Annotated in this window: 26 protein-coding genes and 2 pseudogenes; 10 read left to right on the forward strand and 18 right to left on the reverse strand. The window is 70.5% G+C overall.

All coding sequences use genetic code 11. From position 1 onward, the window contains the following. Positions 1–345: 345 nt before the first annotated feature. The 5 genes and pseudogenes from IE273_RS39505 to IE273_RS39525 all read right to left on the reverse strand — a co-directional run bounded on the left by IE273_RS39505 (position 346) and on the right by IE273_RS39525 (position 5,420). Positions 346–1,875: an alpha/beta fold hydrolase gene (locus IE273_RS39505; protein ID WP_189819951.1), complete on the reverse strand. Its 1,530-nt coding sequence runs from the start codon at positions 1,873–1,875 to the stop codon at positions 346–348. A gap of 838 nt (positions 1,876–2,713) precedes the next feature. Beyond that, complete coding sequence (locus IE273_RS39510; protein ID WP_189819952.1) at positions 2,714–3,052, reverse strand: hypothetical protein; 339 nt, start codon at positions 3,050–3,052, stop codon at positions 2,714–2,716. 305 nt (positions 3,053–3,357) lie between these two features. After that, positions 3,358–3,759 (reverse strand): annotated as a pseudogene (locus IE273_RS39515) (transposase); the annotation flags it as partial. After that, on the reverse strand, positions 3,738–4,196 hold the full coding sequence (locus tag IE273_RS39520; RefSeq protein ID WP_373309475.1) for an LLM class flavin-dependent oxidoreductase: 459 nt from the start codon (positions 4,194–4,196) through the stop codon (positions 3,738–3,740). The pseudogene IE273_RS39515 and the gene IE273_RS39520, both read right to left, overlap by 22 nt. 297 nt (positions 4,197–4,493) lie before the next feature. Next, positions 4,494–5,420, reverse strand: a complete 927-nt coding sequence (locus IE273_RS39525; RefSeq protein WP_189819953.1) for an alpha/beta hydrolase — start codon at positions 5,418–5,420, stop codon at positions 4,494–4,496. A 321-nt stretch (positions 5,421–5,741) separates the two neighbouring features. Here IE273_RS39525 and IE273_RS45395 point away from each other — a divergent pair, with 321 nt between their 5' ends. The 4 genes from IE273_RS45395 to IE273_RS39545 all read left to right on the forward strand — a co-directional run bounded on the left by IE273_RS45395 (position 5,742) and on the right by IE273_RS39545 (position 10,511). Next, positions 5,742–6,230 carry a hypothetical protein gene (locus IE273_RS45395; RefSeq protein ID WP_373309476.1) on the forward strand — a complete coding sequence of 163 codons (489 nt, stop codon included), beginning with the start codon at positions 5,742–5,744 and terminating at the stop codon, positions 6,228–6,230. Positions 6,231–6,506: 276 nt separating this feature from the next. Then, a complete protein-coding gene (locus IE273_RS39535) occupies positions 6,507–7,391 on the forward strand; it encodes an aldo/keto reductase (RefSeq protein WP_189819954.1) in 885 nt (294 codons plus the stop codon). 988 nt (positions 7,392–8,379) lie between these two features. Beyond that, complete coding sequence (locus tag IE273_RS39540) at positions 8,380–9,588, forward strand: MFS transporter (RefSeq protein ID WP_229888029.1); 1,209 nt, start codon at positions 8,380–8,382, stop codon at positions 9,586–9,588. Positions 9,589–9,953: 365 nt separating this feature from the next. After that, a complete protein-coding gene (locus tag IE273_RS39545; protein ID WP_189819956.1) occupies positions 9,954–10,511 on the forward strand; it encodes a hypothetical protein in 558 nt (185 codons plus the stop codon). 394 nt (positions 10,512–10,905) lie between these two features. On the opposite strand, the gene IE273_RS39550 is transcribed toward IE273_RS39545, so the two are convergent. The 4 genes from IE273_RS39550 to IE273_RS39565 form a co-directional block, all read right to left on the reverse strand. Next, on the reverse strand, positions 10,906–11,250 hold the full coding sequence (locus IE273_RS39550; protein ID WP_373309478.1) for an ATP-binding protein: 345 nt from the start codon (positions 11,248–11,250) through the stop codon (positions 10,906–10,908). 407 nt (positions 11,251–11,657) lie between these two features. Beyond that, a complete protein-coding gene (locus IE273_RS39555; RefSeq protein ID WP_189819958.1) occupies positions 11,658–12,017 on the reverse strand; it encodes a GntR family transcriptional regulator in 360 nt (119 codons plus the stop codon). Position 12,018: 1 nt separating this feature from the next. Further along, positions 12,019–12,504 carry a hypothetical protein gene (locus IE273_RS39560; protein WP_189819959.1) on the reverse strand — a complete coding sequence of 162 codons (486 nt, stop codon included), beginning with the start codon at positions 12,502–12,504 and terminating at the stop codon, positions 12,019–12,021. Beyond that, positions 12,501–12,878 carry a DUF1648 domain-containing protein gene (locus tag IE273_RS39565; RefSeq protein ID WP_189819960.1) on the reverse strand — a complete coding sequence of 126 codons (378 nt, stop codon included), beginning with the start codon at positions 12,876–12,878 and terminating at the stop codon, positions 12,501–12,503. Before IE273_RS39565 ends, IE273_RS39560 begins: the two co-directional genes overlap by 4 nt. 248 nt (positions 12,879–13,126) lie before the next feature. On the opposite strand from IE273_RS39565, the pseudogene IE273_RS39570 reads away from it, so the two are divergent. Next, positions 13,127–13,910, forward strand: a pseudogene (locus tag IE273_RS39570) (IS5 family transposase). 24 nt (positions 13,911–13,934) lie between these two features. Here the strand turns inward: IE273_RS39570 and IE273_RS39575 are convergent. From IE273_RS39575 to IE273_RS39585, 3 genes are all read right to left on the reverse strand, one after another. After that, positions 13,935–14,462 (reverse strand): transposase, encoded by a 528-nt coding sequence (locus tag IE273_RS39575; RefSeq protein ID WP_229888030.1) that lies wholly within the window; start codon positions 14,460–14,462, stop codon positions 13,935–13,937. Further along, positions 14,459–15,094, reverse strand: a complete 636-nt coding sequence (locus IE273_RS39580) for a helix-turn-helix domain-containing protein (RefSeq protein ID WP_308437083.1) — start codon at positions 15,092–15,094, stop codon at positions 14,459–14,461. The genes IE273_RS39575 and IE273_RS39580 overlap by 4 nt, the downstream gene beginning before the upstream one ends. A gap of 85 nt (positions 15,095–15,179) precedes the next feature. Beyond that, entirely contained in the window at positions 15,180–15,560 is a 381-nt protein-coding gene (locus tag IE273_RS39585; RefSeq protein WP_373309479.1) for a radical SAM protein, read from the reverse strand. 11 nt (positions 15,561–15,571) lie between these two features. Between IE273_RS39585 and IE273_RS39590 the strand changes: the two genes are divergently transcribed. Continuing rightward, a complete protein-coding gene (locus IE273_RS39590) occupies positions 15,572–15,739 on the forward strand; it encodes a hypothetical protein (RefSeq protein WP_189819961.1) in 168 nt (55 codons plus the stop codon). Positions 15,740–16,149: 410 nt separating this feature from the next. On the opposite strand, the gene IE273_RS39595 is transcribed toward IE273_RS39590, so the two are convergent. After that, positions 16,150–16,596, reverse strand: a complete 447-nt coding sequence (locus IE273_RS39595; protein WP_014670093.1) for a MarR family winged helix-turn-helix transcriptional regulator — start codon at positions 16,594–16,596, stop codon at positions 16,150–16,152. A gap of 130 nt (positions 16,597–16,726) precedes the next feature. Here IE273_RS39595 and IE273_RS39600 point away from each other — a divergent pair, with 130 nt between their 5' ends. Next, the gene (locus tag IE273_RS39600; protein ID WP_189819962.1) at positions 16,727–17,983 is read left to right on the forward strand and encodes an alpha/beta hydrolase; all 1,257 of its coding nucleotides are present in this window, start codon (positions 16,727–16,729) and stop codon (positions 17,981–17,983) included. Between the two features lie 507 nt (positions 17,984–18,490). Here the strand turns inward: IE273_RS39600 and IE273_RS39605 are convergent. From IE273_RS39605 to IE273_RS44305, 3 genes are all read right to left on the reverse strand, one after another. Further along, positions 18,491–18,826, reverse strand: a complete 336-nt coding sequence (locus IE273_RS39605; protein WP_189819973.1) for a hypothetical protein — start codon at positions 18,824–18,826, stop codon at positions 18,491–18,493. Positions 18,827–19,259: 433 nt separating this feature from the next. Continuing rightward, positions 19,260–20,366, reverse strand: a complete 1,107-nt coding sequence (locus tag IE273_RS44300; protein ID WP_229888032.1) for a hypothetical protein — start codon at positions 20,364–20,366, stop codon at positions 19,260–19,262. Between the two features lie 5 nt (positions 20,367–20,371). Further along, on the reverse strand, positions 20,372–20,908 hold the full coding sequence (locus tag IE273_RS44305; RefSeq protein WP_229888033.1) for a hypothetical protein: 537 nt from the start codon (positions 20,906–20,908) through the stop codon (positions 20,372–20,374). 946 nt (positions 20,909–21,854) lie between these two features. Here IE273_RS44305 and IE273_RS39615 point away from each other — a divergent pair. The 3 genes from IE273_RS39615 to IE273_RS39625 all read left to right on the forward strand — a co-directional run bounded on the left by IE273_RS39615 (position 21,855) and on the right by IE273_RS39625 (position 24,163). Further along, entirely contained in the window at positions 21,855–22,931 is a 1,077-nt protein-coding gene (locus tag IE273_RS39615) for a fatty acid desaturase family protein (RefSeq protein ID WP_189819963.1), read from the forward strand. Positions 22,932–22,953: 22 nt separating this feature from the next. Then, positions 22,954–23,190, forward strand: a complete 237-nt coding sequence (locus tag IE273_RS39620) for a hypothetical protein (protein WP_189819964.1) — start codon at positions 22,954–22,956, stop codon at positions 23,188–23,190. A gap of 133 nt (positions 23,191–23,323) precedes the next feature. Further along, positions 23,324–24,163 carry an IS5 family transposase gene (locus IE273_RS39625; RefSeq protein WP_189819965.1) on the forward strand — a complete coding sequence of 280 codons (840 nt, stop codon included), beginning with the start codon at positions 23,324–23,326 and terminating at the stop codon, positions 24,161–24,163. A gap of 51 nt (positions 24,164–24,214) precedes the next feature. Here the strand turns inward: IE273_RS39625 and IE273_RS39630 are convergent, their stop codons facing one another. Together IE273_RS39630 and IE273_RS39635 are read right to left on the reverse strand one after the other, a co-directional pair. Continuing rightward, positions 24,215–24,634 (reverse strand): hypothetical protein, encoded by a 420-nt coding sequence (locus IE273_RS39630; protein WP_229888034.1) that lies wholly within the window; start codon positions 24,632–24,634, stop codon positions 24,215–24,217. A gap of 131 nt (positions 24,635–24,765) precedes the next feature. After that, positions 24,766–26,090, reverse strand: a 1,325-nt coding sequence (locus IE273_RS39635) for an NF041680 family putative transposase (RefSeq protein ID WP_189819966.1), incomplete at its 5' end; no start/stop codon positions are given.

Raw genomic sequence — 26,090 nt, forward strand, 5'->3', positions numbered from 1 at the left:
CTGGTCTTCGCGGCGGTGGGGGTGTCGGTGAGTGGGTATGCCCGTGAGGGTCGAACTGATGCTCGCGGTCCTGTCGGGGCCGGTGCAGCCGTTTCTGCCCGCCATGGGGCAGTCAGGGGGCGGAGGGGGCTTGGGGGTCTGCGCGGGACGGGATTGTGATCTCGGCCTGCGTCGTCAGGGGGCAGGGTGCTGTCGTGGTCGCCTGTGAAGCTGGAGCGCATCGCGGAAGGTGGCGGGCCGGCCGCCCTGGAGGTCGCACACGTCAGTCAGGGCGGCGGTCGGCGGCGGGCGCGAGTGAGGACGGCGGGCGCGAGTGAGGACGGTGGGAGAACTCCCGTCCAGCACCTACTGGCCCGGGACTCCGGGGCAGGAGCCGTTGGTGGGGCGGCCGGTGGTGAAGAACTCGACGGCTTTGCTGCCGCACGGGATCTGGTTCAGCGAGCCGTGTACGCCGTCCTCGACGGTGAGCAGAGCGCCGCCGATGCGTCGTTGCATGCCCTGTGCCCAGCGGTGGGGAGTGACGGTCTCATAGTGGTGTCCGACCAGTTGCAGTGCGCTGGCGCCTCGCTTCAGGTGCCATGGCTGGGCGGTCAGTGGCCAGCCCGCGCACCAGTGTTCGTAGCCGGCCATCCAGCTGAACAGGGGTGAGGATTTGAGGTTTTGCTGTTCCTGCTGCCACATGGTCGGCTCGTCGGGGTCCGGCCCCTGGTCGTTGCACAGCACGGAGATCTGCATGAGCAGCCCGCCGGTGGGGGAATCGCGCAGGCCGGCGCTGTTCCTGACGCCTTGTGCGTCGTCTTCTTCACCCGACAGCGGTGGGGTTGCACCGTCTCGCAGTGCTGCGATGCTCGCTGCCATGGCCGGCCAGCGTCCGCGCTGGTAGGTCATGATCCTCCGGAGCCGTCCGCCGTCGTATGCCACGGTGCGGCCATCGGGCAGGTGGACGGTTGGGGGGTGCTTGTCCAGTTGCCGTGCCAGCTTCACCACGGTGTCCGTCACGGCTTTCGGGGTCCTGCCCGCGTGGAACCGGCTGTCTCGCGCGGCGGTCCATCGGGCGAAGCGCGAGAAGTTGGACTCGGCGGCATGGACGGGGCCGTCGTTCATGGCCTTCATGCTGAAGACGGGGGGCATGACGGAGTCCAGCAGCATGCGGTCGACGTGGTCGTCGTAGCGGCTGCGGTAGACCGCACCGAGGGCGGTGCCCCATGAGATGCCGTAGAAGCTGATCTTCTTCTCGCCGAGGGCTGTCCGGATACGGTCGAGATCCATGGCCACCACGTTGGTCGACAGGCCGGTGATGAACGCGGGGTCGTACGCGGCGCATCGCGCGTTGTATCTGGCGGTCTTCTGATAGCCCTGGCGGAACTGTTCGGCGGGTGTCGCCTTCGGGTCGGGGTCCGGGCCGTCCTGCGCACTCGGATCGCACACTTTGCCTTCGCTGAACCCGACTCCGCGCGGATCGAACCCGATGAGGTCGTGGTCGACGCCGATTCCGGCAAGGGAGGTCTTGCCCAGGATGGCCGGCATGTCCAGTCCGGGGTTTCCCGGTCCGCCGGGATTGATCACGAGGACTCCACGCCGTTTCTTCGGGGAGGTGGCCTTGATCCGGCTGACCATGAGGTGGATCTTCCGGCCCTGGGGGTGGGCGTAGTCCAGCGGGACCGTGACGGTGGCGCACTCGGTACGTCCGTCTTCGGGGTCCCATGCGTGGATGAGGGTGCGGCATGGTTTCCAGGGCAGCGATGAGTGTTCCGTGGAGGCAGCGGCCGGCGCTGTGTGATGCGGGCCTGCCGCTGCGGCGGGGACGCCGGCGGTAACGGACAGGGCTGAGGTGAGTGCCAGCAGGGTGCGGGTCAGCTTCTCGGTGATGATCACGGCGGTGAAGGTGCTGTCCTTTCGTCTTGTCGCTTGCGCCTGGGGAGAAAAGGCGTTCGTCTCGTTCTGTTCGCCCGCTCCGTTCCCGTGAGCGAAGCCTTGGAAGGGTGCGGAAGGGGCGCGGCGGGTGCGTTGCGCGGCGGGTGGGGCGTCGGCCTGCCGTGGGCGCGGAGGCGGGGTTGCCCTGGCCGGTCCTCGGGCCGGCCAGGGCGGGGCATGCCCTCATGATCTCGGCGGGCGCTGCCTGGTTGATCAGCCGGAAGGACGAACTGCGGCGGGGGTCCGGTCAGTCGATCGGTGGAGGCCGGGCCGCTGACGGGCAAGCGATGTCTGCGGCTTCGCGGTCCCGGCGACGGCCGGTGATGCCGCGGCTGGAGTCGTCCCGCTCCTGGGCGGTTCGGGCGCCGCCGGGTCACCCGGCAAGGGCACCAGTGCGTCCTGCCGGCCGGCCCCGGCCTGCTGTTTGGACGGTTCGGGCTGTCTGACGGCGGGGGCTGGGGCGGAGGAGGTGTGAGCCGGCCTGACGGCGGGGGCTGGGGCGGAGGGGGTGTGAGCCGGCTGCTCCCCGGGGAACGACACGGCAGGTCGGGTGTCCGTCCGTCATGCCTGTGCAGCCAGAGCACGTGGCTGAGCGTCCTGGTCTACATCCCCGCCTGCCTTCAGATCGTCGACGGCGTCTCGGTGATCCTGTCGGGTGTCCATATGCTGCCGTGTGGTCATCGGGCTGGTACTGAGCCGGACTTTCGCCGGTCGCCTGTCTGCCCGCCCCCTGTGGCTGCGCCCGTTCCTCATAGGCGGCCTGACTGTCGGCCTTGCGGGTTTTTGCTGCTGGCCGTGCTCAGCCGGGGCATGCATGCGACGGGCTCTGGGCCTGTACTTCTTCGTCACCGGTCTCGGTGCGGGGGCGATCCCCATGGTCGCCCTGACCGTGGTGCGGAACTCCGTTCCCGCCGCCCGCCTGGGCGCGGCCGGCGCCGTGGTGACCTTCGCCCGGTCGATCGGGGCCGCTTTCGGTGTCGCGGTGTTCGGTGTCCTGCTCGTCAGCGCATGTGCCGTCCGGGTCCAGGGCCTGCCGTGTGCCGGGGGTTTCGGCCCCTTTCGTCGCGACGCCGTCGGCCGGCTGGCGGGACGTGCGCACGGCGCTGCGCACGGCAATGCGCACGGCGTGTTCGCGCACGCCACCGCGACCGGCTTTCTGCGGCTCGTCCCTGCCCTGGTCATCGGCGTGGTGCCGGCCCTTTCCCTCCGGCGCGGCCCCGGAGTGCGCTCGTTCTCGCTGCGCGGCGGCGCCGGCAGCCGAGGCCGGGGGCCGGGTGGCCGCCTTCTGGGGCTTCCGGTGCGCAGGCGTTTCGCACCGCGGCGAGGCGGGAGAGTGCCACGCCCGGGCTGTCCGTCTTGACGGCGGACCGGCTCGGGCCGGGGGGCCGGCTCGGGCCGGGGGGCCGGGGGGTGCCTCTATGTCCTTCGTCAACTCTGAGCTGGTCAGGCGACGGCTGCTTCGGGAAGGCGGGGTTCGTAGAAGGTGCCGTCGCGGAGCATGGCGAACAGGACGCTGACGCGGTGGCGGGCGAGGCGGAGGAGGGCCTGGGTGTGGGTCTTTCCGCGGACCCGGCATTTGTCGTAGTAGTCGCAGGAGGCGGGGTCGTGCAGGGCGGCGAACGCAGACAGGAACATGGCCCGTTTGAGCTGCCGGTTTCCGCCTCGTGGTGCGTGTTCGCCGTGGATCGAGGTTCCCGAGGATCTGGTGGCCGGTGCGAGGCCGGCGTAGGAGGCGAGGTGGGCGGCGGTGGGGAAGCTGGTGCCGTCGCCGACGGTGACCAGCAGAACTGCGGCGGTCCTGACCGCGACCCCCGGCATCGAGGTCAGGACCTTGGAAAGAGGGTGGTCCCGACCTGATCGCGGAAGGCGTTCGGGCCGGGGTCCTCACCGGTGCGCCGCAACGCCTCGGCGACACTGGCGAGTCCGCCCGGGCTGCGGCCGATCCCCGGATCGATGCGCCCGGGGTGGAGGGCGTTGAGCACGCCGAACTGCTCGCTCACCACGATGGGTGCGTGGTTGGTGAGCATGACGCCGCCGGAGCCGAGCCTGATGCTGCTGGTCACGCCTGCGAGGTGGGCGAGCAGTACCGCCGGGGCCGGGCTCGCCGAGGAGGGGAAACGTGGTGCTCCGCAACCCAGAAGCGCCGGTACCCTCGGCGCTCTGCCTCCTGCGCCAAGGCGGCGGTCTGGCTCAGTCCACGGCGACGACGGCGCGGTCCGCGCCGTCGTCGGGCTCGCTTGGACGGACGAACGCGACCTGAGCCCGGAGGAACTCACCGTCATCGGCGAAGACGCGTCAACGCTGCCCGCCACCGCGATGCCGGCCTGACCACCCGGGACGCCCAGTTCTCGGCGGCCGGGCCCGGAGCGTCGGAGCAGCGCCCCCCGCTCCGACGCCCGGCCCCGCCCGGGTGGTGGAGATACAAGCACCCGGGATCGCGTCCCGCCGTGCACCGCTGTGTGGAGGGCCCCATCGCACACAGACAGCACACACTTGCCGAGAAGACGGCATCGGTGGGTCCGGGGGCGACGGCGGGTGCTGCCGGCCCCCACCCGGGGTTTGTGGGGCGTGCGGGCCGTTCAGCTCGTGGTGCCGAGGTGGGTGGTGAAGTAGTCGGTGAGCTTGTCGACGGCGGGGTCGATGTACTGCTTCTTGTCGTAGAGGTCGACGTGGCTGGCGCCCTTGATCCAGTGGATTTCCTTCGGGCCGGTGGCGCGGTGGTGGGCCTCGACGGCCATCCAGGAGGTGACGGCGCGTTCGCCGATGATCTGGAGGATGGGGCGGGGGCCGATCAGCGGGACGGCGTGGAAGGCGTCGTGCAGGGCCATCCGGTCGATGCTCTCCCAGGCCAGGAACTTCGCGGACCGTTCGTGCTCACCGCGCGGGGTGCAGTAGTACTCGAAGCCCTCGACGCCGTGTTCGCCGCCGAGCGCGGCGGCCTGCTCGGCGGTCTCCGGGAACATCGTCATCACGCCCGGGTCCTCGCCGCGGGCGGCGGCGGTGCGGGCCTGGGCGGCGGCGTCCAGCAGGGCCTGGAAGACGGCCGGGTCCTGGGCGCCGTCCGCGCCGAGACGGAACTGGCGGGCGGGCTCGGCGGTGGACACCGTGGCCACGGCCTTGACGCGGTGGTCACCGCCGGTGGCGGCCAGCGAGTAGCTGCCGGAGGCGCAGATGCCCAGCAGACCGATCCGTTCGGCGTCCACCTCCTCGCGGGTGGTCAGGTAGGACACGGCGGCCTTGAAGTCCTCCACCCGCTGCGCGGGGTCCTCCAGACCGCGCGGCAGACCACCGGAGGCGCCCTGGTAGGCCGCGTCGAAGGCGAGGGCGACGAACCCGCGCTCGGCCATCAACTGCGCGTACGTACCCGACGTCTGCTCCTTCACACCCGTCCCCGGGTGACCGACCACCAGCGCCGGCCGCGGACCCTCCGCCCGCCCTTCCGGCACATACATGTGCGCGGCGATCTCGATACCCACACTCTGGAAAGACACACTCGACCTGGACATCAAAGCGCTCCTTCTGTTCGATGTTTTCCCTTCGGGCCCCACTATGTGTCGGTGATGTCGGTGCTGAAATCAGTCAGATGACGGTAAGTACCGCAGTCAGCACGCGGGCTCCGAAATCCATTCACCCACCGGGTCATGTTCAGCATCGCACGAGCTCAGCAGGGGTAACAGAGGCAAAATCCTGTCTGGGAAGAAATCTGCCCCCTCACACATATGTCTTAATCTGCCGTCACACGTGACACTGGAGGACATGAATCCGGTACCCCCTTCCCGCCTCGGCGTCTTCCCGCGGGGGCGTCGGGCGCAGATGACTCCTGAGGAGTGCGGCCTGCCTGGAACGGACTCTCCCCGCAGGGTCATACCGGCCTGCGCCGCGAAGAGGGCGCCCAGCTCGCCTCCATCAGCGTCGACTACTACACCCGCCTCGAAGGCCGCGTCCCCGCCTCCGCCGCTGTCCTGCTCATCCTCCTCCGCGCCCTGCGCCTCGACGACGACCGGAAGCAGTACCTCCACGACATCGCCGGCTGCACCGACGACCGCCACCGCCGCCTCTCACAGCACACCCGACCCGCCCTGCGCCGCCTCCTCAAGCAGCTCCCCACCCCCGCCGTCGTCCTCGGCGAACGCCTCGACTGCACAACGACGCCCGCGACGCCGTTGCCACCCCTCCGCACCGCGAAGGGGTGGAGATCGGGATGGTGGTCGTGCGTAACGAGCTGTACGACCGCGCCTACCGGGGAGTCCGTTCCCTCTGGTACCGAACCGCGCGGGACCGCGGACACGGACGGATCCAGGTGGCGGCCCCCATGACGTCGGCCGGAGACCCGCGGCCTGGACCTTCCCCGCCGACATCGACGCCGCCTTCTGCACCAAGTATGGAGCGCTCGCCGACGACCTGGTCATCAGCCCGGGGGCGCGGGCCTCGGCGATCCGGACAGACCCCGTCTTGGAGCCGGGCGCGCGGCCCACATCGTCCCGCTGAGGAGCGGCGTTCCGGGCAGCCGTACCGGACGCCGATCGGCCGGGATCCGAAGAACCCGGACGGCCCCAGTCGCGGGACCGTCCACCTCAACGAGAGCACAAATCATGACTGAACGAACCAAGATCACAGTAGGCGCGAGCCTGAAGGTCGGCCGGATCGGCTACGGCTCCATGCGGCTGACCGGGCCGGGCCTGTTCGGCGACTACCCCGACCGGGAGGCCGGCAAGAAGTTCCTGCGAGAAGCGGTTGAGGCGGGGGTCGATCTGATCGACACCGCGGACGTCTACGGACCGCACACCGCCGAGGCACTCATCCGCGAGGCACTCCACCCCTATCCCGAGCACCTGGTCATCGCCACCAAGGGCGGTCTGGTCCGCAGCGGTCCCGACCTGTCGACGATCGGCTACATCGGCAACCCCCAGTACCTGCGGCAGTCCGTCGTCCTCAGCGCGCGGCGCCTGGGTGTGGAGCAGATCGACCTCTACTACCTGCACACCGGCCGGGCCACGGACGCGTCCTTCGCCGACCAGGTCGGCACCCTGGCCGAGCTGCGGAAGAAGGGGCTGATCAAGAACATCGGGCTGTCGAACGTCACGGTGGAGCAGCTGCGCGAGGCGCGGGAGATCACCGACATCGCCGCCGTGACCGCGCACTACAACGTCGCCGCGCGGCACGAGCAGCCGCTCCTGGACGCCGCCGTCGGCGGCGGCGCCGTCTTCGTGCCCTGGCAACCCGTCTCCCTCACCGCACCCGGTGACAGCACCGACACCAACGGCCCCGAGGCGATTGCCGCCGTGCTGTCCCCCATCGCCGAGGCGCATGGGGCCACCGTTCCCCAGATCACCCTGGCCTGGTTGCTGACGCGCTCGCCGTCGGTGCTGCCAGTCCCGGCGACCACGACCATCGGGCACCTGCGGGAGAACCTGGACGCCCAGGACCTGGTCCTGACGCCGGAGGAGATCAGCACGATCGACGCCCTCGCCCAGTAGTGCCGCCGCGGCCCGCCCCCGCGCGTCCGCGGCCGGCGTGGCCGCGCCCGGACGGCGCCGCACGGCTGCCCGGTCGCTGTGTGACACACCCCGCGGCGCGCCGGTGAGGGGAGCACGGTGTTCCGCCGTCGCTGGGCGGCGAAGCCGAGCGGATCCGCCACGGCGTGGCCCAGCGGGTCCGCCAGGGCGGGGACCGTGCGCAGGAAGCAGTCCGGGACGGTCGAGGAAACCACCCGGACCGCCGGCCACGGTCCACAGCCCAGGTCGAGTGCCAGGCAGGAGTCGGACTTCCCGGAGCCTTCGGGGTCGTAGGAGCCCTTCACCGCGTTGGTCGGCAGGGCTGCGACCTCTTGGGTCATGTCCTCGAAGCGAATGCGCTCCGGGAGCTGCCCGAACCGTGCCCTGCGCAGTGACGCCGCGGCGGTGTCCGCAGTGAGCCTTGTTGTAAAGGCTTGGTCACTCCCACGCAGGGTGAACTCAAGAACGTCACACCTAGCTGACACGATCAGCCGTGTCCCGGGGCCTTCGGGCCCGGCCGGCGCGTCCGGGCGCTGTGCGCCGGCGAGGCCCCCGGGCCGCACGTGCCGCTGGCGCGGACGCTGCCCGGTGCTGCTGCCCTTCCGCGACCGGGCGGTCCGCCAGGGCGAGCCGGACGGCGTCCGGTGCGCCACCGCACCGAGCCGGCGCGAAACGGTCCGCCGTGCCACCCGGGATCGCTTCAGAAGGGGTCACGTTGCAGTCGGCGTCGCGTGCCACGGGTGGCGAGCGGGCGGGCCGTAGGCCGCGCAACGCTCAGGCCGCCTGGTGGCCGCTGATTCGAAGACTCACCACGCACCGCTGAGCCTTGCCGAGAGCACTGCCGCTCCGGCACGGCGCGGTACAACGTGCCCACTTCACCTCATCCGGCCGGTCTCCGGCGTGCCCCCGTTCGTCGCGCCTTCGCGCGGACATGTGGCCGTCCGCCGCCCGGCCCTTCCCTCACGAGGCCATGAACAAGAAAAAATTCCTGCCCACGCTGCTCGTCGTGGCGCTGATCGGCACCATCATTGAGCTGGACATGTCCGTGCCCAGCTTTCCAGACATCGCCAGAACGCTGGACGCGTCCGAGTCGTCGGTCCAGCTGACCGTCACCTACAACTTCTTCGGCTACTGTTTGGGCGCCCTCGCCTACGGACCGCTGTCCGACCGGTTCGGCCGGCGCGGCGTCATGCTGGCCGGCAACGCCGTCATGCTGGCCGGCGCGCTGGGCTGCGCGGTGGCGCCCACCATCGAGTTCCTGCTGGCATCCCGGTTCGTGCAGGGCATCGGCGCCAGCACCTCCGTCGTGCTCGTCTTCGTGATCATCGCGGACGTCTACGAGGGCACCCGGCTGCTGAAGATGTTCGGCCTGACCAACGCCGCCATGTCCACCTTCATGACGGCGGCCCCGGCCCTCGGCGGGCTGATCAACCGCACTCTCGGCTGGCGCGGCAACTACGCGGTGGTCTTTGCCGTCACCCTGGTGTCGCTGCTGCTCATGGCGCTGTTCCTGCCCGAGACCAAGACCGAGCGGGTCAAGGTGAGCGCCCGGCGGGTGGCCGGCGACTACCGGCGTCTGCTGGGCAGCGGGGAGTTCCTCGCCGCGTCGCTCGTCCCCAGCCTGCTGTTCGCCGCCTACATGGTCTTCATCGCCGCCAGCTCCTTCCTGTACACGGACACCTTCGGTCTGTCCACGGTGGCGTTCGCGGGCAACCTCCTGGTCATCGTCGCGTCGTTCGCGATCACCAGCCTCTTCGCCACCAAGATCATGGAGCTCCTCGGCAGTCCCGGGCGCACCGTGGCGTGCGCCATCACCGCCACGCTGGCCGGAGTCGCCCTGTTCCTCGCCTTCGGTGACGGCCCGGTGTCCACCACCGTGTCCCTCGCCGTCTTCTGCGTCGGCTTCGCCGCCGTCTACCCCGTCGTCTTCGGCCGTTCCCTGCAGGTGTTCCCCGAGCTCCAGGGAGCGGCGTCCTCGCTGAACATGAGCAGCCGGGCACTGCTGGTGACCCTGTTCACCGGCGTGGCCAGCAGCCTGTTCACGGGCGACGCCGTCGTCACGGCCGGGGTGATGGCGGTGGCCACCGCCGTCGCCGCGCCGCTGGCCGTCCTCACGTCCAGAACTCCCGCCGGCGAGCAGACCTCGCACCCGTCGGACGCGATGACCGGGGCCGGCTGACCCGGCCCGCCTTCGGCTTCCCTTTCAACCCCGTGAGTGCGGGCGGCACTGTCCGCCGCCCGCGCCTTTCGACCCGTCGTCACAGGGCACGCCGGCCGTGCGTCGCGCCGGCGTGCCCGGGAAGAGGCACGCCATGTCCACCCTGCACCAGGAGAACGCCCCGTCCGAGCGGACGCTGTCCAGCCTGACCGCGCAGTACGCGGACCGCTGGGAGGCCCGCTCGTCCGTCCGCACCCGCCCCCGCAAGACCATCGACTTCACGCAGAGCGGCTTCTTCTTCCCCGAGGACAAGCAGCCCCTGCTGCTCGCCGAGGAGGTGCGGGGCCTCGGACGGTCCGCCAAGGACGAGATCCCCGTGCAGGAGCTTGGAGCAGGCCGAGACGATCTCCTTGGTCATGATCGACGAGTACTACCACGTGTACATCGCCCAGGACATGATCCTCCAGCTGCGGCAGCACTACCCGCACCTGAGCGACATCGACTACGCGCTCCCGGACTCCCGGCGCGCGGTGAGCGAGATCCGCGCGAAGCTGGCCCCCCGCTACCACGACGTCTTCGAGATACTCGCCAACTGCTGCTTCGAGACGACCCTCGTGCGCGAACTCGTCGAGTTCTTCACCCCGTCGCGGGCAGACGGGCCCGCTGTGCCCTGGACCGACCCCCCGAGGTCCGGGGCACAGCCACGCCTCGCGCGGGCGATCTCCCGCCCCACGCCGACACCCGCTCAGGCACGGGGGTTGGCCGTGGCGGGCCGGACTGCCGGTGCCGCCGCTGCCCGGCGCGGATGCGCCGGGGGATCTGCTGGACCCGCGCGAGGCGACGGCGTTGGTGGGCGTGACGTCCAGGCCGTGGGAGAGCTACCGGCACGATCCGGCGCTGGCCGCGCATGGGGTTCAGGTGCGCGGGCAGCAGCCGGACGCTGAGGCCGCGGAGGTGGAGCACTGGCGGCCCGCGGCGGTGGTGGCCTGGCTGGAAGGCAGGCCCGGACGCGGCCACGGTGGGGGCCGTCCGCTCGACGCCCGTGACGGGGTGCCCCGTGAGGAGATCTCGCCGCGCACCGCCGCCCTGCTCGCTGTCCAGCCCGCCGTCACGGCCGAGGAGGTGAGCCGCCGCCTCGGTATCCATCCCGACCGTGCGCACCGCGCCCTGGAGGAGCTGCGCGCGGCGGCGGTCGCGGCGCTGCTGGAGCGGGAGCGGGCCGCGAGCGCGGAGGACGTCGCCGCGCGGCTGGGGTACCCGCTGCGCACGGCTCGCCCGTCCTCACGGCTGCGCGCACCGGAGCTGGTGATTAGGGAGCGGCGAGCGCGGGGCTTGATGTCACGTGAGCTGGCGGCCGGCGACGTCGCCCGGGTCGTCGGCGAGCAGGACGGTCGCGGTGATCCGTTTGCCCACCGGTTCTTGCTCGACACAGAAGGTGTGGGATGCCGTCATCACGATTTCCAGGCCGTGCTGTCCGACCCGGTCCGGGTCGGTGGACTGTACCGAGGGCAGCGTCGTGCTGCTGTCCCACACGCTCACCTGGACGGCTCCGTCGCGGATCTCCAGGTCGAGCAGATAGGGGCCTGGCGCGTATTTGTGGGCGTTGGTGATCAGCTCGCTCACCACGAGCTGGACTGTCCCCATCACTCGGCTCGGCACCGCCAGCCCGTGCTCAGCCTGCATCGAGGTGGCACAGCGATGGTGGGCGCGGCCGCCCAGCGCGACGGCCGCACCCCGGACGCGACGGGCTCAGCCCCTGGCACGGCCTTCGTGGCCGTCCTCGTCAGAACTTTCCGGCTGGCCTTCGTGGCCGTCCTCGTCAGGACTTTCCGGCTGCCCGCCGAGCAGCCAGAGGCGCGCCCGCCTCCGCAGCCACGCGGCCAGCGCCCGCCCACGGGCACGGACCCACTCGATGCTGGCCCGTACCGCACCCCGCCACCAGGACAGGGCGGGCGGCACGAAGAACAAGAGGACAACCGCGCGGAGGGACACGTAACCACCTGTGCAGATCGCTGGTGGCCGCTGGCCCGCCGCAGCGTCGAATCCGCCCCCACCTCTCCCGCTCCACCGGGCGCTCCCTGCACATGTCGTCAGACGGTTGGTCTGAGGTGGTCTGTGACGAGTTGGAGGATGTCGGGGTCTGCTATACCCGTTCGCTGGGCGAGGTGGATGAAGTGTCGGCATGCCTCGATGACCAGGGCATGGCTGGGGGCATCGGCGGTGACCACTGCGCCGCGCCCGGGGCGGAGTTCGATGAGTCGCTCGTCCTTGAGGATCTGGTAGCCGCGCAGGACGGTGTGCATGTTGATGTCCAGGCTGCGGGCCAGCGTGCGGGCGGGAGGAAGACGGTCTCCCCTGGCGAGCTTGCCGTCGGTCATGTTGCGGCGGACGGAGGCCGCGATCTGCTCCGCGAGGCTCTGGGGTGAGGAGCGGTCGATGGTCACCAGCATGTCAGCGACCTTTGCGTCGATGCGCGAGGAGTTGGTTGGTGAGCTGGACAGCGGTGTTGGCGTCGTCGATGGTGATGACGAACTGGTTGCCGCTGGTGAGCGTGAGCCACAGGGCGTCGCCTTCGCGGAGCGAGATGGAGCTGAGGCCGGGGTTCCAGCGGTAGCCCCACCCTCCGATCTCGGTGGGTCGGGTCCAGCGGGCGGAAGCGCTCTGTATGCGGTCAAGAGGGAAACTGCGTCGCAGGAACGGGACGAGAGCCGATCCGGCGGTGACCCCGCGGGGGGAGACGGTGACACGGATGGCACCGGTGATGAGGAAAGCTGCGGAAACGATCAGGAGCCACAGGGCGACGGTCCGGTGTGGATGGTCGACCGCGGCGATGACCAGCAGGCCGGCTGCCGAGACGATGCCTGTGGCGAGCATCCAGCCGTTGGCCAGAGACCGGTGCCAGACCGTCACCTGGTGTGGAGTCGCGTCCTGGTTCATGCGCGCCTCCTGGAGATGAGCCAGGCGGCACCGCCTACGACGGCGCCGACGACGACGGCCACGGGCAACTGGAAGAGAGGCAGTTGGGCTGTGTGTCCGTCGGAGTCATTGGTGGTCCACATAGCCGCGATGAGGAGGTAGGCGGTCGCGGCGGCCAGGCCACAAGAGAAGACGCACAGCGACCTGGTGCTCTTGAGCGCGGACCTGGTGGAGAAGCCTGCGGCGATGGTGCCGACCGCCTCGATCGCGAACAGCAGCATGTACTGGCCAAGTGCTGCGGCGGGGGAGCTGTAGCCGTCGGCGGTGCCGTCAAGTGTGAAGTGCGTGGCCACCTTGTCGGGGAACGAGTCCCGGATCAGCAAGAACGCGATCACGGTGGCTAACGCCCCCCCGGCGAAGGGCGCAGCCACCAAGGCCATGCGACGGGCAAGTCCGGGAGGTGCTGTGCGGGTCGTGGACATGAACATTGGCCCCATCTGTGAATCAGGTCACTGAAATTGTTTGCATCGTTGTAGAACAACTGTAGCTGTCGCTGAAGCACGTACCCGACTTACTGATCATTTCAGAATGAGTTGAGCTGTGGGTCTTGTGCTTGCTGATCTTGGTCGGCAGGCTGTCCGGAGTGCGTGCTGATCTTGTTCCTGACGATCTGTGGGAGCGGGTGGCCCCGCTCCTGCCACCTGCTCCCGGCTGCGTGTTCCCGACCGGACGGCGCTGGCCGGCGTCATGTACGTGCTGCGCACCGGTGTCGCCTGGCGCGATGTCCCTGCGGAGACGGTGGGCTGCTCCGGGGTGACGGCCTGGCGCCGGCTGCGGGACTGGACCGAGGCCGGTGTATGGCCCCGCCTGCACGCCGCCCTGCTCGGCGAGTTGCGCCGCGCCGAGCTCTTGGACCTGGACGACAGCGCTGTGGACGGCTCGCACGTCCGGGCCTTGAAAGGGGGGATCACGTCGGCGCCTCGCCCGTCGACCGGGCCCGCCCCGGCTCCAAGCACCACCTGATTGTCGACCGTCACGGGACACCGCTCGCCGCCACACTCACCGGCGGCAACCGGCACGATGTCACCCAGCTCCTGCCACTGCTGGACGCGGTCCCGCCGATACGAGGTGTGCGGGGGCGCCCCCGTCGCAGGCCCCGACGGCTGTACGCCGACCGGGGCTACGACTTCGACAAGTACCGCCGCCTGCTGTGGAAACGCGGCATCAAGCCCGTGATCGCCCGACGCGGTGTCGCCCACGGCTCCGGACTGGGCAAGGTCCGCTGGGTAGTCGAGCGCACCTTCGCCTGGCTCCACCAGTTCAAGCGACTCCGCATCCGCTACGAAAGACGCGCCGACATCCACCAGGGCCTGCTCGAACTGGCTTGCAGCCTCATATGCCTCCGCCGCCTACGAACCTCATTCTGAAACGATCAGTTAGTGCTGGGTTCCTCAAAGGATGTACACATATCGGCGGCGTAAGCGCCTGGTGGGTGGGGCGGGTCTGCCCCATATCCAGGGGCGCGCTCGGGCGTTGAGCTGAGATGTCGCCTGGCGGGTGGCGTGTTCGATCTCGGCTGGTCCCGCGAAGGACTGGCCGGCGAGGGCGGCCTTGCGGAAGATGCGCCACCAGCCCTCCTGGAGGTTGAGCCAGCAGGCGCCGACAGGGATGAACACGTGCCGGATTCTGGGGTGATCCTCCAGCCAGGTGCGGGTGGACAAGCTGTTGTGCGAGGACAGGTTGTCGGTGACGACGTAGATGTCCCCGACCGGATTGGCTGCCTCGATCTTCTGAAGAAACTGCTGGTAGAAGACGCTGTTGCGGGAGGATGCGGCCATCGTGACTTCCTGTCCGTCCCGCACGCGTAAGGCGCCGTAGACCCAGGTCTTCTCCGGCCCCCGACCGTAGTCGACCTCGGCCTTGATTCGGTGGCCGTCCGGCGACCAGCCCGGCGCCGGAGGGAACGTTCTGGGGATCACCGGTCCGAGCTCGTCGGCGCAGATGACCGTCGCGCCTTCAGGCGGGCAGGTGTAGAACTCGATGATCCTCGTCCTCTTCCCTCGAAGTCCGGGTCCTTCGAGCGGATCCAGGACCGGGCGCGGCGCCAGCGCACCCCCTCGGCCAGCAGGATCCGGCGGACCTGGCTGCGGCCGATATCGATACCCAGCCGGCGGGCCTCGACGGTCAGGGTGTCAAGGGTCCACTCCGGCGGCCCACACTCGTCCGCCGCGGCCAGCTCTCCATCGGCCTGCACAGTCAACCGGCCCGGAGGCGGCTGCCTGACCAGGCCAATGATCCTGGAGCGTTCCGTCTCCGTGATTCGCCGCTTGCGGCCCTGTCCGCCCAGGTCTTCCAGCCCATCCAGGCCCAAGCGGTTGAAGCGGTGCAGCCAACGCCGCACCGTCTTGGGGCTGCACCTCAACTCGTCTGCGATGGTCGGAACTCGCTGTCCAGACCAGCTCAGCTCGACCATCCGCGCCCGCAGCACCAGGTCACGCGGCGCCTTACGCGCTTGCGACAGTCGACGCACAACCCGCTGCTCGTTCTCATCACGGCTTGGCCGTGCCCGTAACACCACCGTCCAGCACCCGCCCCCGAGCACCCGAACCACCCCGCCACCCGGACATATACCCAGCGAAAGAGGAATCCAGCACTAGTTGACCTTGACCGGGGACAGGTCCGCGTCGCGGACGGCTTCAGGCCGCCAGGAGGTCCTGGCGGCGGTCGCGGCTGGTGAGGGTCTTGAAGACGTCCGGGCTCGGCGTGTTCAGGGAGCCGTTGGCCCGGTCCAGGCCCGCCGTCTTGAGGACGGCCGCATGCCCTTGAGGCCGATGCCGTAGGTCATGGGGGACGGGGGCACGTTCCAGGACTGTGACCGGGCCGACGATGCCCACCAGGCCAGGGCGCAGCAGGGGCTCGCCGCCGGTGAAGCGGATCTCCTCGATACTGAGGGAGGTGACCGCGATGTCGATCAGGCGGACGATCTCGTCGTCCGTGAGCAGGTCGGGCTTCGCCAGCCACTGCAGGCCGTCCTCGGGCATGCAGTACGTACATCGCAGGTTGCACCAGTCGGTCAGGAGACGGGCTGATGGCCGAGCCCGATGAGCAGCGGCTGTTCACCGAGGCGTGTCTGCACGGGCTGCGGGCCAAGCTGTGTGATGACCTCGGATCGCTGGACCGGTTCCCGCCGGAGGTGGCCGCGATGGCGCGCCGGGTCGCTGAGTGCCTCGAAGTGCCGGAGCCCGCTACCGCGTGAACCGCACCACGGAGGGCGGGACACCGACGTTGGCATCCCGCCCTGCCGTCACCTCCCGGCACGCTCGTAGCTGACAATGGCCTCGCCCAGGCGGCGTTTGAGCTGTGAGGGAAGGTCGCTGTTCGACGTGTCCAGGAACGAGCCCTTCGTGAGCGGGTCCGGGGCGTAGGAGGAGACGCGCTGGGGGCTGATGTCGTTGTCCAGCCAGAAACGCCGGTGCCGTCTTCCAGCAGCAGAATCGGCGACTCCATCCAGTCGTCTTCCAGGTCGCCGTCTTCATCGCGCCGACGACCGCCCCAACCGCCGGCCATGACCGCACGCCTACGCGTGCGCGGCCTGCGACCCATCTGGCAGGAGCGGGCTTGTCGGCCGGTGCCTGGTCCGGATCGACGGCTGGCTCCGGGCGGGCTTCAGAGCTGGTCGTAGATGGCGGCGAGCTGCCGTAGGACGCCGGTCGCGGTACCCAGGGCAGTGGTGTCGTAGTGCGCGAGTGCGGCGTCGAGTGCCTGGGTCAGGGCGGCCTGGCGTTCGTGGTGGCGGCTTCGGCCTGCGTCGGTGAGAGCGACCAGTACCGATCGCTTGTCGTCGGCGGGGCGTTCGCGGGTGACGTAGCCGGCGGCGGCGAGGCCGTTGACCAGTTGGGTGGTGGCGGCGCCGGTGGTTTCGGTGGCGGCGGCGAGCCGGCCGATCGGCAGCGGGCCCGCCTCGGCCAGCACTCGCAGGGCGCGGGCGTGGGTGAGGGAGAGTGCGCCGGGGGTGCGGGTGGCGCGTCCACGCAGGCGGGAGTCGGCGGCGCTGAGGCTGTAGGCGGCGCGGGCGAGTTGGTCGAGGGCCGCATCACGGGTGGTGTCGGACATCAGTGGGTCTCCGTGTCGCTGATCGGTGGGCGGGTTGACAACCAGCCTAACCTAAGTACTTAATAAATAAGTACTTAGGCGTTGCCCGGGCGGGACGTCTACCACTCCCCTTCACCTGAGGACACCTGTCATGACTGCTCGTTCGACCGGCCAGAGCTGGGCCCTGGACATCGCCCTCGCCCAGGGCGGCTTCGACGCCCTGCACCCCCAGGCCAAGGGCACCCTGGAGCAGCTGGGCCACGACCACACCGACTTCGACAAGGTCTTCGACCTGGTCCAGAGCGGTGTGATGCTGCCCAAGGCCTGGGCCACCATCGCCGGGCAGGCCGAGGAGCGCGCCGCCCACCACGAGCGCGGCGGCTTCGCCCAGACCGCCGCCGACCTCTACGTGCGCGCCTCGGTGATGTGGGGCCGCGCGCAGTACTCGATCTTCGACGCCACCGACCCGCGCAAGCTCGCCTTCCGCGAGCACGCCAACCACTGCGTCGAGCGCCTGGGCGCACTGCGCGACAACCGGGTGCGCCGCGCCGTCCTCGACTTCGAGGGCAAGCAGATCTTCGCCCTCCTCCACCTGCCCGCCGGCGAGGTCCGCAACGCCCCCGCGGTGATCCTCGGCCCCGGGATGGACATGATCAAGGAGGACTACATCTACGCGGCCGAGCGGTACTACACCTCGCGCGGCATCGTGGCCCTGTCCATCGAGGGCCCGGGCCAGGGCGAGAGCCGGGCCAACGGGCTGACCGTCGACCTCACCAACTACGAGCGCGCCATCAGCCGCTACATCGACCACCTGGCCTCGCTCCCGGAGGTCGACGCGGCCCGGATCGCCATGTTCGGCATCTCCATGAGCGGCTACTGGGGCTCGCGCGCCGCCGCCACCGACCCGCGCCTAGCCGCGCTGGCCGCCTTCGAGGCCGTCACCGGCGACTTCACCACCATCTTCGAGCGCGCCCAGCCCACCTTCAAGAACAACTACATGTTCATGGCCGGCTACACCGACGAGGACGCCTTCGACACCGAGCTGGTCGCCCACATGCCGCTGGGCGACCTGGTCCAGGAGATCACCTGCCCGGTCCTCTACGGCATCGGCGAGTTCGACGAGCTCACCGTGCTGGAGCAGGCCCTGGCCAACTACGAGCGCGTGCACGCACCCAAGGAGATGCGCGTCTACGAGAACGAGTTCCACCCGTTGGGCGGCACCGCCGCCGAGGTCTTCCGCTTCGGCGCCGAGTGGGTCGAACGCGCCCTGAACGGCGAGTTCGCCGAGCCCGGCCGCGACGTGCGCCACTACGTCCACAGCGACGGCCGCACCACCGACGGCACCGCCAACCCCACCTGGTGGCTCGGCACCACCCCCATCCAGATCACCGCCGCCCGCCAGGCATAACGCCATGACATCGATGAAACGTTCATCGACAGGAGAGGGAGCCGACAAACAGCGGCCGCGTGCCTTCCCTACGTTGAACTGAAGCGACGAATCACCGAACAGCACAGGGTGATCCGGATCACAGGCCGGCCGGACCTTCGAACGGCAGGGCTGCGAACAGCTCCCAGAACGGTTCGGTCAGCCGCGATGGCAGGACAGGTACAGGTCTCCCTGGCAGTCACGGAGTGCCACAACTCCGTGATCGCCGGGACTTGTTGCCTGCCTTCCTGCCAGAGCGCCCCTCCCTGCCTATATGTGCAACCTCTTAGCGCAGGGACGTCGGTCGGTACCGTGACGGATCGGGTTGTGTGGTCATTGGACCAGACGACTCCATAGAGCCGGGCCCCGGGGACGTCATGGCTGATCCCCCGGGGCCCGCAGTGTGTCCGGCCGGTCAGATCTTCTCTGCCGCCGTGGCGGCGGCCCAGCCGGCGGCTTCGACGTCGGTCATCAGCACCGCCTGGGCCCTCAGTGGGAGACGAGGTCTTGCAGTTGGTGGGCCAGGTCAGGGCTTGGCTGTGGGATGGCCAGGCCGTCGAGCGTGTCAACGGCGAGGTCGTCGACGGCGCCCCTGACCGCTTCCTCTGGTACGGCGGTGACGTCGCCGGGCAGGTCGAGGTGGACGGTCACGCTTCCGGGGCCGAGGGTGGTATCGAGGACCTCGTGAGCAACGGGCGCGTACTGGCAGGGTTCCGCCTCCAGGACGGTGATCTGCTCCGCCCAGCACTTCGCGTCACGCCACTCCCCGCGGGCACTGTCAACGACGGACACCGCCTCCAGCTCGACCAGTGCCCTCGCCGGCATGAGGCACAGCGGTCGAGACCGGCTTCCATCAACCACTGTACCGGCGGGATCGCGTGGGCCAGGCCGACGACCTCTGCCGTCTCCCGGTCCGGGGCGAGCAGCAACGTCGCTGCGCCGAACTTTCCGGCATCCGCCAGCAGGAGCGCATCCGGTCGTGTACCACCTGGGGGTCGTCGCCGGGGGTGGCCGGACGGATCAGGTAGCGGCCCTGCACCTGCGGCGCTTCGGTGTTGTCCGGCCGCGCCGGCTGTGGCGCGTTGCGGCCGCTCTGCCCGGCGCCTCGAAGCGCGTCCCATGCCAACCATCCTGCACCCATGCCGACGTGCCGGGGCGGGTGTTGGTACGGCTGCCATTCAGCAACCCGGCTGAGACACGTGGTTGACGGCGGCGAGCCCGTCGTCGTCCGCGGCGAGGTCTACCTCGCCGGCTTCGATCAGTGCCTGGCGCAGCTGCGCGGCCTCGGCCGGGCGGTCGGGCTCGGGCAGGGCTTCGGCTCTTTGCAGCAGGGCGCTGGCGTGGCGGCGGACGTCGCCGTCGTACGCGCCTTCGGGGGCGGGCGGGTGAGCACATACACGGCCAGGAGCAGGGCATCGGGCTCACGCGGGGGCGCGGCGGCGTGTTCGGCGACCCGGCCGGCGTCTTTCTGGGCCGGGGAGTGGGCGGCGCTGCGCCGGGCCAGGGGCAGCCACACTTCGTCCGGCAGCGCCGCGGCGAAGTAGCCGGCGTCCGCGAGCGCGCCGGGCGGCAGGCCGGCGTCGAGGGCAGCGGTCCACCACACCTGTTCAGTGTCCACCGCGGTCCGGTCGACCGGCCGCATCGCGGTGAAGAGGGCGAGGTGCCCCAGGAAGGCGGAGGCGGTCTCGGCGCCGCCCGGGCCGGCGGCCAGCTCACGCCAGGTGGCCACGGGATCGCCGAGCAGCTCGTCATGCCCGGTCAGCAGGGCGTGGATCACGCTGAACGCCGCGCGGCCGGACGGTTCCTCGCGCAGGGCTGCCAGGAGCTGGCCGCGGTCCAGGGCGGCGAGCAGCAGCGGATCGAGGCCGGGGCCGCGGCGGTCGTGCAGCCACGCGGCGGCCGGCGAGGGCCGGCCGGGGACGAGTCCGTACACCTCGTCGTGGTGGGCGGCGGTGAAGGCGGTGGCGCGGCGGTGCAGGAGGGGCAAGCGCGCTCCGATCACGGCGGCGACCGCCTCGTCGCCACCGCGGGCGGCCAGGACGCCGGCGACCAGGTTCAGGACGTCGCCGGGCATCTGGCCGTCCCGCAGGGCCCGGCTGGCGGCGTAGTCCAGGAGGCAGTCCAGCGCGCGCACCGCCGGGTGGGCGTCCAGCAGGCCCGCGGGCAGCCCCTGTTCCTCCCCGGCCGCCCGGTCGGAGGGCGGGCCGGCCGGGCCGCTGGCGGGCGTTGCCGGAGCGACCGCCGCCGCAGTCGGCGGCCGGGCGGCGGCGGGGTGGGTGAGCGGCTCGGTGAGGGCGTGCAACTGGTCCAGGACGGCCGGCAGGTCACCGCCGAGATCGCCCAGGCCGTCACCGGTGCGCCACACGAAGGTCAGCAGGCCGGACCACGCCCGGCCTGCGTACTCGCCCGCGTCCGGGAGTGGGGGTCGGAAGGTGCGGGCAGAGCGCGGCTGAGCGCGAGGGCGGCGAGCACGGCCTCGGCCGGGCCGGCGGGGAAGACCTCGGGACGGCGCGCGGCGGCTGCGGCGGCGGCGAGGTAGAACGCGCCGAGCCCCGGCAGGACGAGCGCGGCGAGCACGGCGGGGACATCGGCGGTCCAGGCCGCCGGGTCGGCCGCCACCACACGCTGCAGCACGGTCGCGTAGCCGGATGCACCCGCGTCCGGAGCGCCGGCCAGGGCCGCCGCGGCGGCGAGCGCGCCGGCCGCGGCGACCCGCTCCAGCAGGTCCTCCAGTTCGATCGTGGTGTGATGACGCGACCGCGGGCGGGCGGCACTGCGCGGGTCGGGCGGGCCGTCCGGCCGGGCCCGGCGCAGCGCGGCCAGCAGCGGGGCGAAGCCGGCCAGCAGCGGCGCGGGCAGGGCCGGCGACCAGGCCCACACCCGCAGCCAGGACACCAGCGGCTCCACGGCCTCACCGACCCGGCCGCACTGCTCGCCCAGGCGGCGCCGGGCAGGACCCGGTCGATCTCTTCGACGGCGGGGGCCGGACCGAGAGCCGCGCGGGCCCGCTGGTGCAGGCCGGCAGCCCGGCCGGGCGGGCAGGTCTCCAGCACCAGAGCGGCCAGCCGGGCGCCTTCCGGCGTCGGGCGGCCGGCCAGCAGCCGTACCGTGGCCTCCACCGCCCGGTCCCACCACTCCCCCACCTCCGCGGCGTGGGGGCCGGCGGCGGGCGGGTGGGCGGCGAGGTGAGCGGCGAGCACCCGGTCGTGCAGGTACTCGTCCGCGGCGGCGATCCGCGGCCAGGCCCGCGTCCGCTCGTCGAGCGGCAGGCCGGCCGCGGTGTCCGCCGCGGCGAGGTCGAGGACCGCGCGGGCCAAGAGCGGGCCCATCTCGAAGGACCGGGCCAAGGAAGACCCTCTCGTCCAGGACGCGGACCTCGTCCAGGTCGACGGAGGCGGAGGCGTGCCAGGACTGCCTGACAGGCGCGGTGATGTCGCGGTGCAGCAGGCCCGCCAGGGCGTTGCGGGCCGGGCGGGCCCAGCGGAACGGGCCGCTGGCGCCGGCATGGACAGTGAGCACCAGCTCCCGCAGCAGGCCGATGACGTCGTGGTCGGGCAGGCGGGCGGCCCACTGTCGCTGCAGGACCTCGGTCAGCTCGGGGAGCGGCTCGCGGCCGGCGTGCGCGCGCCGGCACGCGGCGTGGTAGGCCAGGTAGCCGGCGTGCCCGAGGTCGACGGTGTCCTTCAGCAGTGCCTCGACGACCAGGAGCCAGTCCCCGTCACCGGCCCCGGGCATTGCCCCCAGGGCCGGTGGGCCTCGGGGCAGCACCCACGCCCTCCTGGGGTAAACCCCCTGTGCGAGAGGGTGACTGGCAGGCTGTTTCGGCTGGTCGCAGGCGCGGAGACTCGGTGGCATGACGATTTCCCCGCAGGCCGTAGCGGCCACCGTGCCCGGCGCCCGCCCCCGTCCCTCCGGTGCCGGAGCCGGCAGTGACTTCGCGCGGCTGTCCCGTCGTATCACCGAGGCGGGGCTGATGAGACGCCGTCCGGGCTACTACACGACGCGGCTCGGTCTGGTGATCGCGCTGACGGCGGGCGGATGGGGAGCCTTTGCCGCGCTCGGGGACACCTGGTGGCAGATGGCGACGGCCGCCTTCCTGGCGCTGATGTTCGGCCAGATCGCTCTCGTTGCCCACGATCTCGCGCACCGTCAGGTATTCCGGCGACGCCGGCCGAGCGAATTGTGGGGCCGGCTCTTCGGCAATCTCGGGATCGGCATGAGCTACGGCTGGTGGATGAACAAGCACACCCGTCACCACGCCAACCCCAACCACGAGGAACTCGACCCGGACGTCGCCCCGGACATCCTGGTGTGGTCCACGGAACAGGCCCGCGACGCCCGGGGCCTGGCCCGTCTCATCGGCGGTCACCAGGCGGGGCTGTTCTTCCCGCTGCTGACGCTGGAGGGCTTCAACCTGCATGCGGCGAGCCTGCGGGCGCTGCGCTCACCGGGCATGAAGCACCGGACGCTGGAGGCGGCGCTGCTCCTGCTTCACCTCGCGGCCTATCAGTCCGCCCTGTTCCTGGTGCTCTCCCCGGGCAAGGCGGTGGCGTTCCTCGCCGTGCACCAGTGTCTCTTCGGCGTCTACCTCGGGTGCACCTTCGCGCCGAACCACAAGGGCATGCCCACGTTCCGCGGCGACGAACGGCCCGATTTCCTGCGCCGCCAGGTGCTCACCTCACGCAACGTGCGCGGCGGACGGCTGACCGACGTTCTGCTCGGCGGGCTCAACTACCAGATCGAGCACCACCTGTTCCCGAGCATGCCCACGCCCCATCTGCGCCGTGCGCAGACCGTCGTCCGAGCCTACTGCGCGGAGATCGGCGTGCCCTACCACGAGACCGGCCTGATCCAGTCGTACCGCGAGGCCCTCACACATCTGCATCAGATCGGTGAGCCGATCCGGCAGCAGCGCCGAAGGGGCGCCTGACGTCGTCGGTGCAGTCGACGGCGTGGAGTACGACGCCGCCGGGTCCGCGGCCGCCGGCAAGCAGACCGCGGCCGCCGCGCGCGAACCGCTCACCCGGGCCGTCACCGCCGCCGCCCCGCTCATGCGCTGCCCCGACCCCCCCGCCATCGCTTTCAGGGTTCGGAAACAGGCACTGAAGGAGCGTTTTGTCCCGGCAAGGTTGTTTGGCGTTGAGTTGCGGGATGTTCCGACATGGGGCCGCTGGGGCAGATGTGTCTGATGCGGGGCGAAGGATTCGTGTCGTCATTCGACGGCCCGGTTCGTTCTGCTAGTTCCTGTCTGATCCCAACGCGCCCCCGGTTGGCCTCGTTTGCGCCCTGGGGAGGCGGCCTGCTCGACGGTACTACCGAAACATGACGCGACACCGCCCGTATCCCAGCGACCTCTCCGAGGCACGCTGGGAGCTGATCGGACCCACGCTCACCGCCTGGCGGGCTGAGCGCAGGGGCAAGGGCCTCGCCATCGGCCGCCCGCCTGAGCATGACCTGCGTCGCATCATGGACGCCATCCTCTACGTCGACCGCACCGGTATCCCCTGGCGGTATCTGCCGCACGACTTCGCCCCCTGGGAAACCGTCTACGGCTACTTCGCCACCTGGCAGAAGGAAGGTGTCTTCGACCAGCTCAACGGTCTCCTGCGGCACCTGGTCCGCCAGGCCGAAGGCCGTGACGGCGAGCCGAGTGCCTGCGTGCTGGACGCGCAGAGCGTGAAGACCTCCAGCAATGTGCCGGCGGCCGGCCAGGGCATCGACGCCGGCAAGAAAATCGCAGGCCGCAAGCGCCATATCGGGGTGGACACCCTCGGCCTGCTCCTGGCTGTCTGGGTCACCGCGGCGAGCGTTCCCGACAACGTCGGCGGCATGCACCTGATGTCCCACATCGCCGTCGCCCACCCGCGTGTGACCAAGGCATGGGCCGACACCGGCTACCGCATCAAAGCCATCGAGCACGGCGCCCGCCTCGGCATCGACGTGGAAGTCGTCCAACGCGACCCCGGTATCAAAGGCTTCAAGGTGATTCCGCGACGCTGGGTGGTCGAGCGGACCTTCGGCTGGCTCATGCACCACCGCCGCCTCGCCCGCGACTACGAAACCCACCCCCACCGCTCCGAAGCCATGATCCACGTCGCCATGATCGACCTCATAAGCCGACGCCTTACCCGAGATTCCACCCCGAACTGGCGCGACACCTGAACCTCGAACCAAACAACCCTGCCGGGACAAAACGCCCTTTGAGCTTGGCATTTAACCTACCGGGCGTGTGAGTCCCTGCTCCGTGACGCTGACGCGGTTGTCTTCGACCACAATCCGCCAGGGAGCACCAGTCTCGCCAAGGGCCTCGATGTGTCCGCTCAAAGTGTGGTCGAAGGTGAAGTCGGGGAATTCGGGTGCGTAGTACCTGCCCTGCAGGGGGCTCTGGAGCTCAGGGGCGAGCTCCGCGTCGGGCTTCAAGAACTGCCTGATCAGGTAGGCCATCCACTCGGCCGCGAACGGAAACTTGGTGCGCCGGCTCCACTCAATGCCCGTCCCCGATTCGGTGGGCACCCACTGGCAACGCAGGCCGGGCTGGCCCTGCGGAGGCTGGTTGATGTCGATGATGTCCCCGTCAGGCAGCACCAACCGGCCCGTGGAGAGGGTGGTGTAGGGACCGGAAAGCCGAGCCATCCGGCGTGTGCCGGCGAATCTGGTGAGATACGCCGACTCCGAGGCGTTCAGCGGCGGTGATACGTCTATGCGGCCTCTGAAAGTTGACGTACTCCGGCATCTGGCTCCTCCCGCAGTGCTCGCCTCGCCGATTATTCACCGCCACGCCTGGGCTTGGTGCCCTTCTTGTGGTGGGCCGGGCGGCTGTATGCCTCGCCGGTCACGAGGACTCTGCCCACGTCGTGACGGGTGGCTGTGCGGCGGTTCTTCGAGCCGGGCGGTCGGCCAGGCCCGGGGCGGAACGGTTTCGGTGCACCTGCTGGAGAGCCGGTTTTCGCTCGCAGGTTCCTGAACCCCCGCCGGACGCGGGCGGGGGTGAGTCTGTTCGGTTCGGCCGGCTTCTCCCAGGGACGCCGTAGGTCGGCGGCCAGCGGGCGGGCGAGCCGGAGCTGGGTGTAGGCGGCGATGACCAGCCACGTCCACCGGTCTGCCGCCTCCGGGCTGCGGAGCCGGGGCTTGGTCCATCCGAGCGTCTGCTTGAACTGGCGGAACATGTGCTCGATGTCGAAGCGTCGCAGGAAGGACTGCCAGCAGCGGTCGAGGTCCGTCGCGGTGGCGGTGGTGCCCGACCACCACCGCCAGAGCGGCTTGTCCACTCCGCCGCTGGGCAGCTTTTCCACGGCCAGGCGAATGACGGTGCCCTCGACGATGGGCAGTGGCCCTTCGTGATCGAGCCAGGCCGCCCGCCGGGTCAGCCTCGGGTGGAGCCGGTCCCACGCCTGGGCGGTCGCCTTCCCGTAGCGGCGGGTGTCCGTGACCGTCACGGCCTGCTCGGTGCCCCAGGTTGCCGAGTCGCCGAAGACGAATTCACCGCCGTGCTTGGGCGGTCGCCCACCTTGGGGATAGGACTGGGCATACTCCCTGAACGTGGGCGTCGGCCGGCGCATCACGCGGTCCGACCGCAGTCGGCCCAGGACCTCGACGGGCAGGTCGCCCATCAGGTGGGCGATGCGGGGCGCGTCATATCCGGCATCCAGTACGACCAGGACGTTGGGGTCGCCCTGCTCCCACTGCCCGGCGGCGACGAGCCGTTCAACGACCTCTCGGAGCTGGACCGTGGTCACTGCGGCGACATCGGCGCCGGGGTTCAGGCGGACCGCGTCCAGTACCGCCGTCCATGAGGTCCGGCCAGCTTCCAGCGCGGCCACGACCGAGTAGGGCCAGCCCGGAACCATCTGGTGCTTTGCCCCGCCGCGGCCGAACGTGTGGCAAAAAGCCCGGTCAGGGCAGGTGTTCGCGTCCGGCCGCAGCCACGGCGAGACGTCCGCGGCCAGCACGATCCGGCCGTCCGCGGCCCGCGGCAGCGGCACCGAGGCCAGTGCGCGGCGCAACCGGGCCACGTCGATCCGCCCCTGATTAAGACCGTGTCCTATGTGGTGAGGCGGACGAGTCGCTTGCAGCAGCACAGGGCTGCGGC

The organism is Streptomyces olivaceoviridis (assembly GCF_014650115.1).
GTDB classification, from domain to species: domain Bacteria; phylum Actinomycetota; class Actinomycetes; order Streptomycetales; family Streptomycetaceae; genus Streptomyces; species Streptomyces olivaceoviridis.

What these genes read in the sequence shown, in the direction of transcription:
- IE273_RS39520 (WP_373309475.1), bottom strand. Translation starts at nt 4,196, where the DNA reads ATGACGGTGAGTTCCTCCGGGCTCAGGTCGCGTTCGTCCGTCCAAGCG.
- IE273_RS39525 (WP_189819953.1), bottom strand. Translation starts at nt 5,420, where the DNA reads ATGTCCAGGTCGAGTGTGTCTTTCCAGAGTGTGGGTATCGAGATCGCC.
- IE273_RS39535 (WP_189819954.1), top strand. Translation starts at nt 6,507, where the DNA reads ATGACTGAACGAACCAAGATCACAGTAGGCGCGAGCCTGAAGGTCGGC.
- IE273_RS39540 (WP_229888029.1), top strand. Translation starts at nt 8,380, where the DNA reads ATGAACAAGAAAAAATTCCTGCCCACGCTGCTCGTCGTGGCGCTGATC.
- IE273_RS39550 (WP_373309478.1), bottom strand. Translation starts at nt 11,250, where the DNA reads ATGCAGGCTGAGCACGGGCTGGCGGTGCCGAGCCGAGTGATGGGGACA.
- IE273_RS39555 (WP_189819958.1), bottom strand. Translation starts at nt 12,017, where the DNA reads ATGCTGGTGACCATCGACCGCTCCTCACCCCAGAGCCTCGCGGAGCAG.
- IE273_RS39560 (WP_189819959.1), bottom strand. Translation starts at nt 12,504, where the DNA reads ATGAACCAGGACGCGACTCCACACCAGGTGACGGTCTGGCACCGGTCT.
- IE273_RS39590 (WP_189819961.1), top strand. Translation starts at nt 15,572, where the DNA reads ATGGCCGAGCCCGATGAGCAGCGGCTGTTCACCGAGGCGTGTCTGCAC.
- IE273_RS39595 (WP_014670093.1), bottom strand. Translation starts at nt 16,596, where the DNA reads ATGTCCGACACCACCCGTGATGCGGCCCTCGACCAACTCGCCCGCGCC.
- IE273_RS39600 (WP_189819962.1), top strand. Translation starts at nt 16,727, where the DNA reads ATGACTGCTCGTTCGACCGGCCAGAGCTGGGCCCTGGACATCGCCCTC.
- IE273_RS39605 (WP_189819973.1), bottom strand. Translation starts at nt 18,826, where the DNA reads ATGCCGGCGAGGGCACTGGTCGAGCTGGAGGCGGTGTCCGTCGTTGAC.
- IE273_RS39615 (WP_189819963.1), top strand. Translation starts at nt 21,855, where the DNA reads ATGACGATTTCCCCGCAGGCCGTAGCGGCCACCGTGCCCGGCGCCCGC.
- IE273_RS39625 (WP_189819965.1), top strand. Translation starts at nt 23,324, where the DNA reads ATGACGCGACACCGCCCGTATCCCAGCGACCTCTCCGAGGCACGCTGG.
- IE273_RS39630 (WP_229888034.1), bottom strand. Translation starts at nt 24,634, where the DNA reads ATGGCTCGGCTTTCCGGTCCCTACACCACCCTCTCCACGGGCCGGTTG.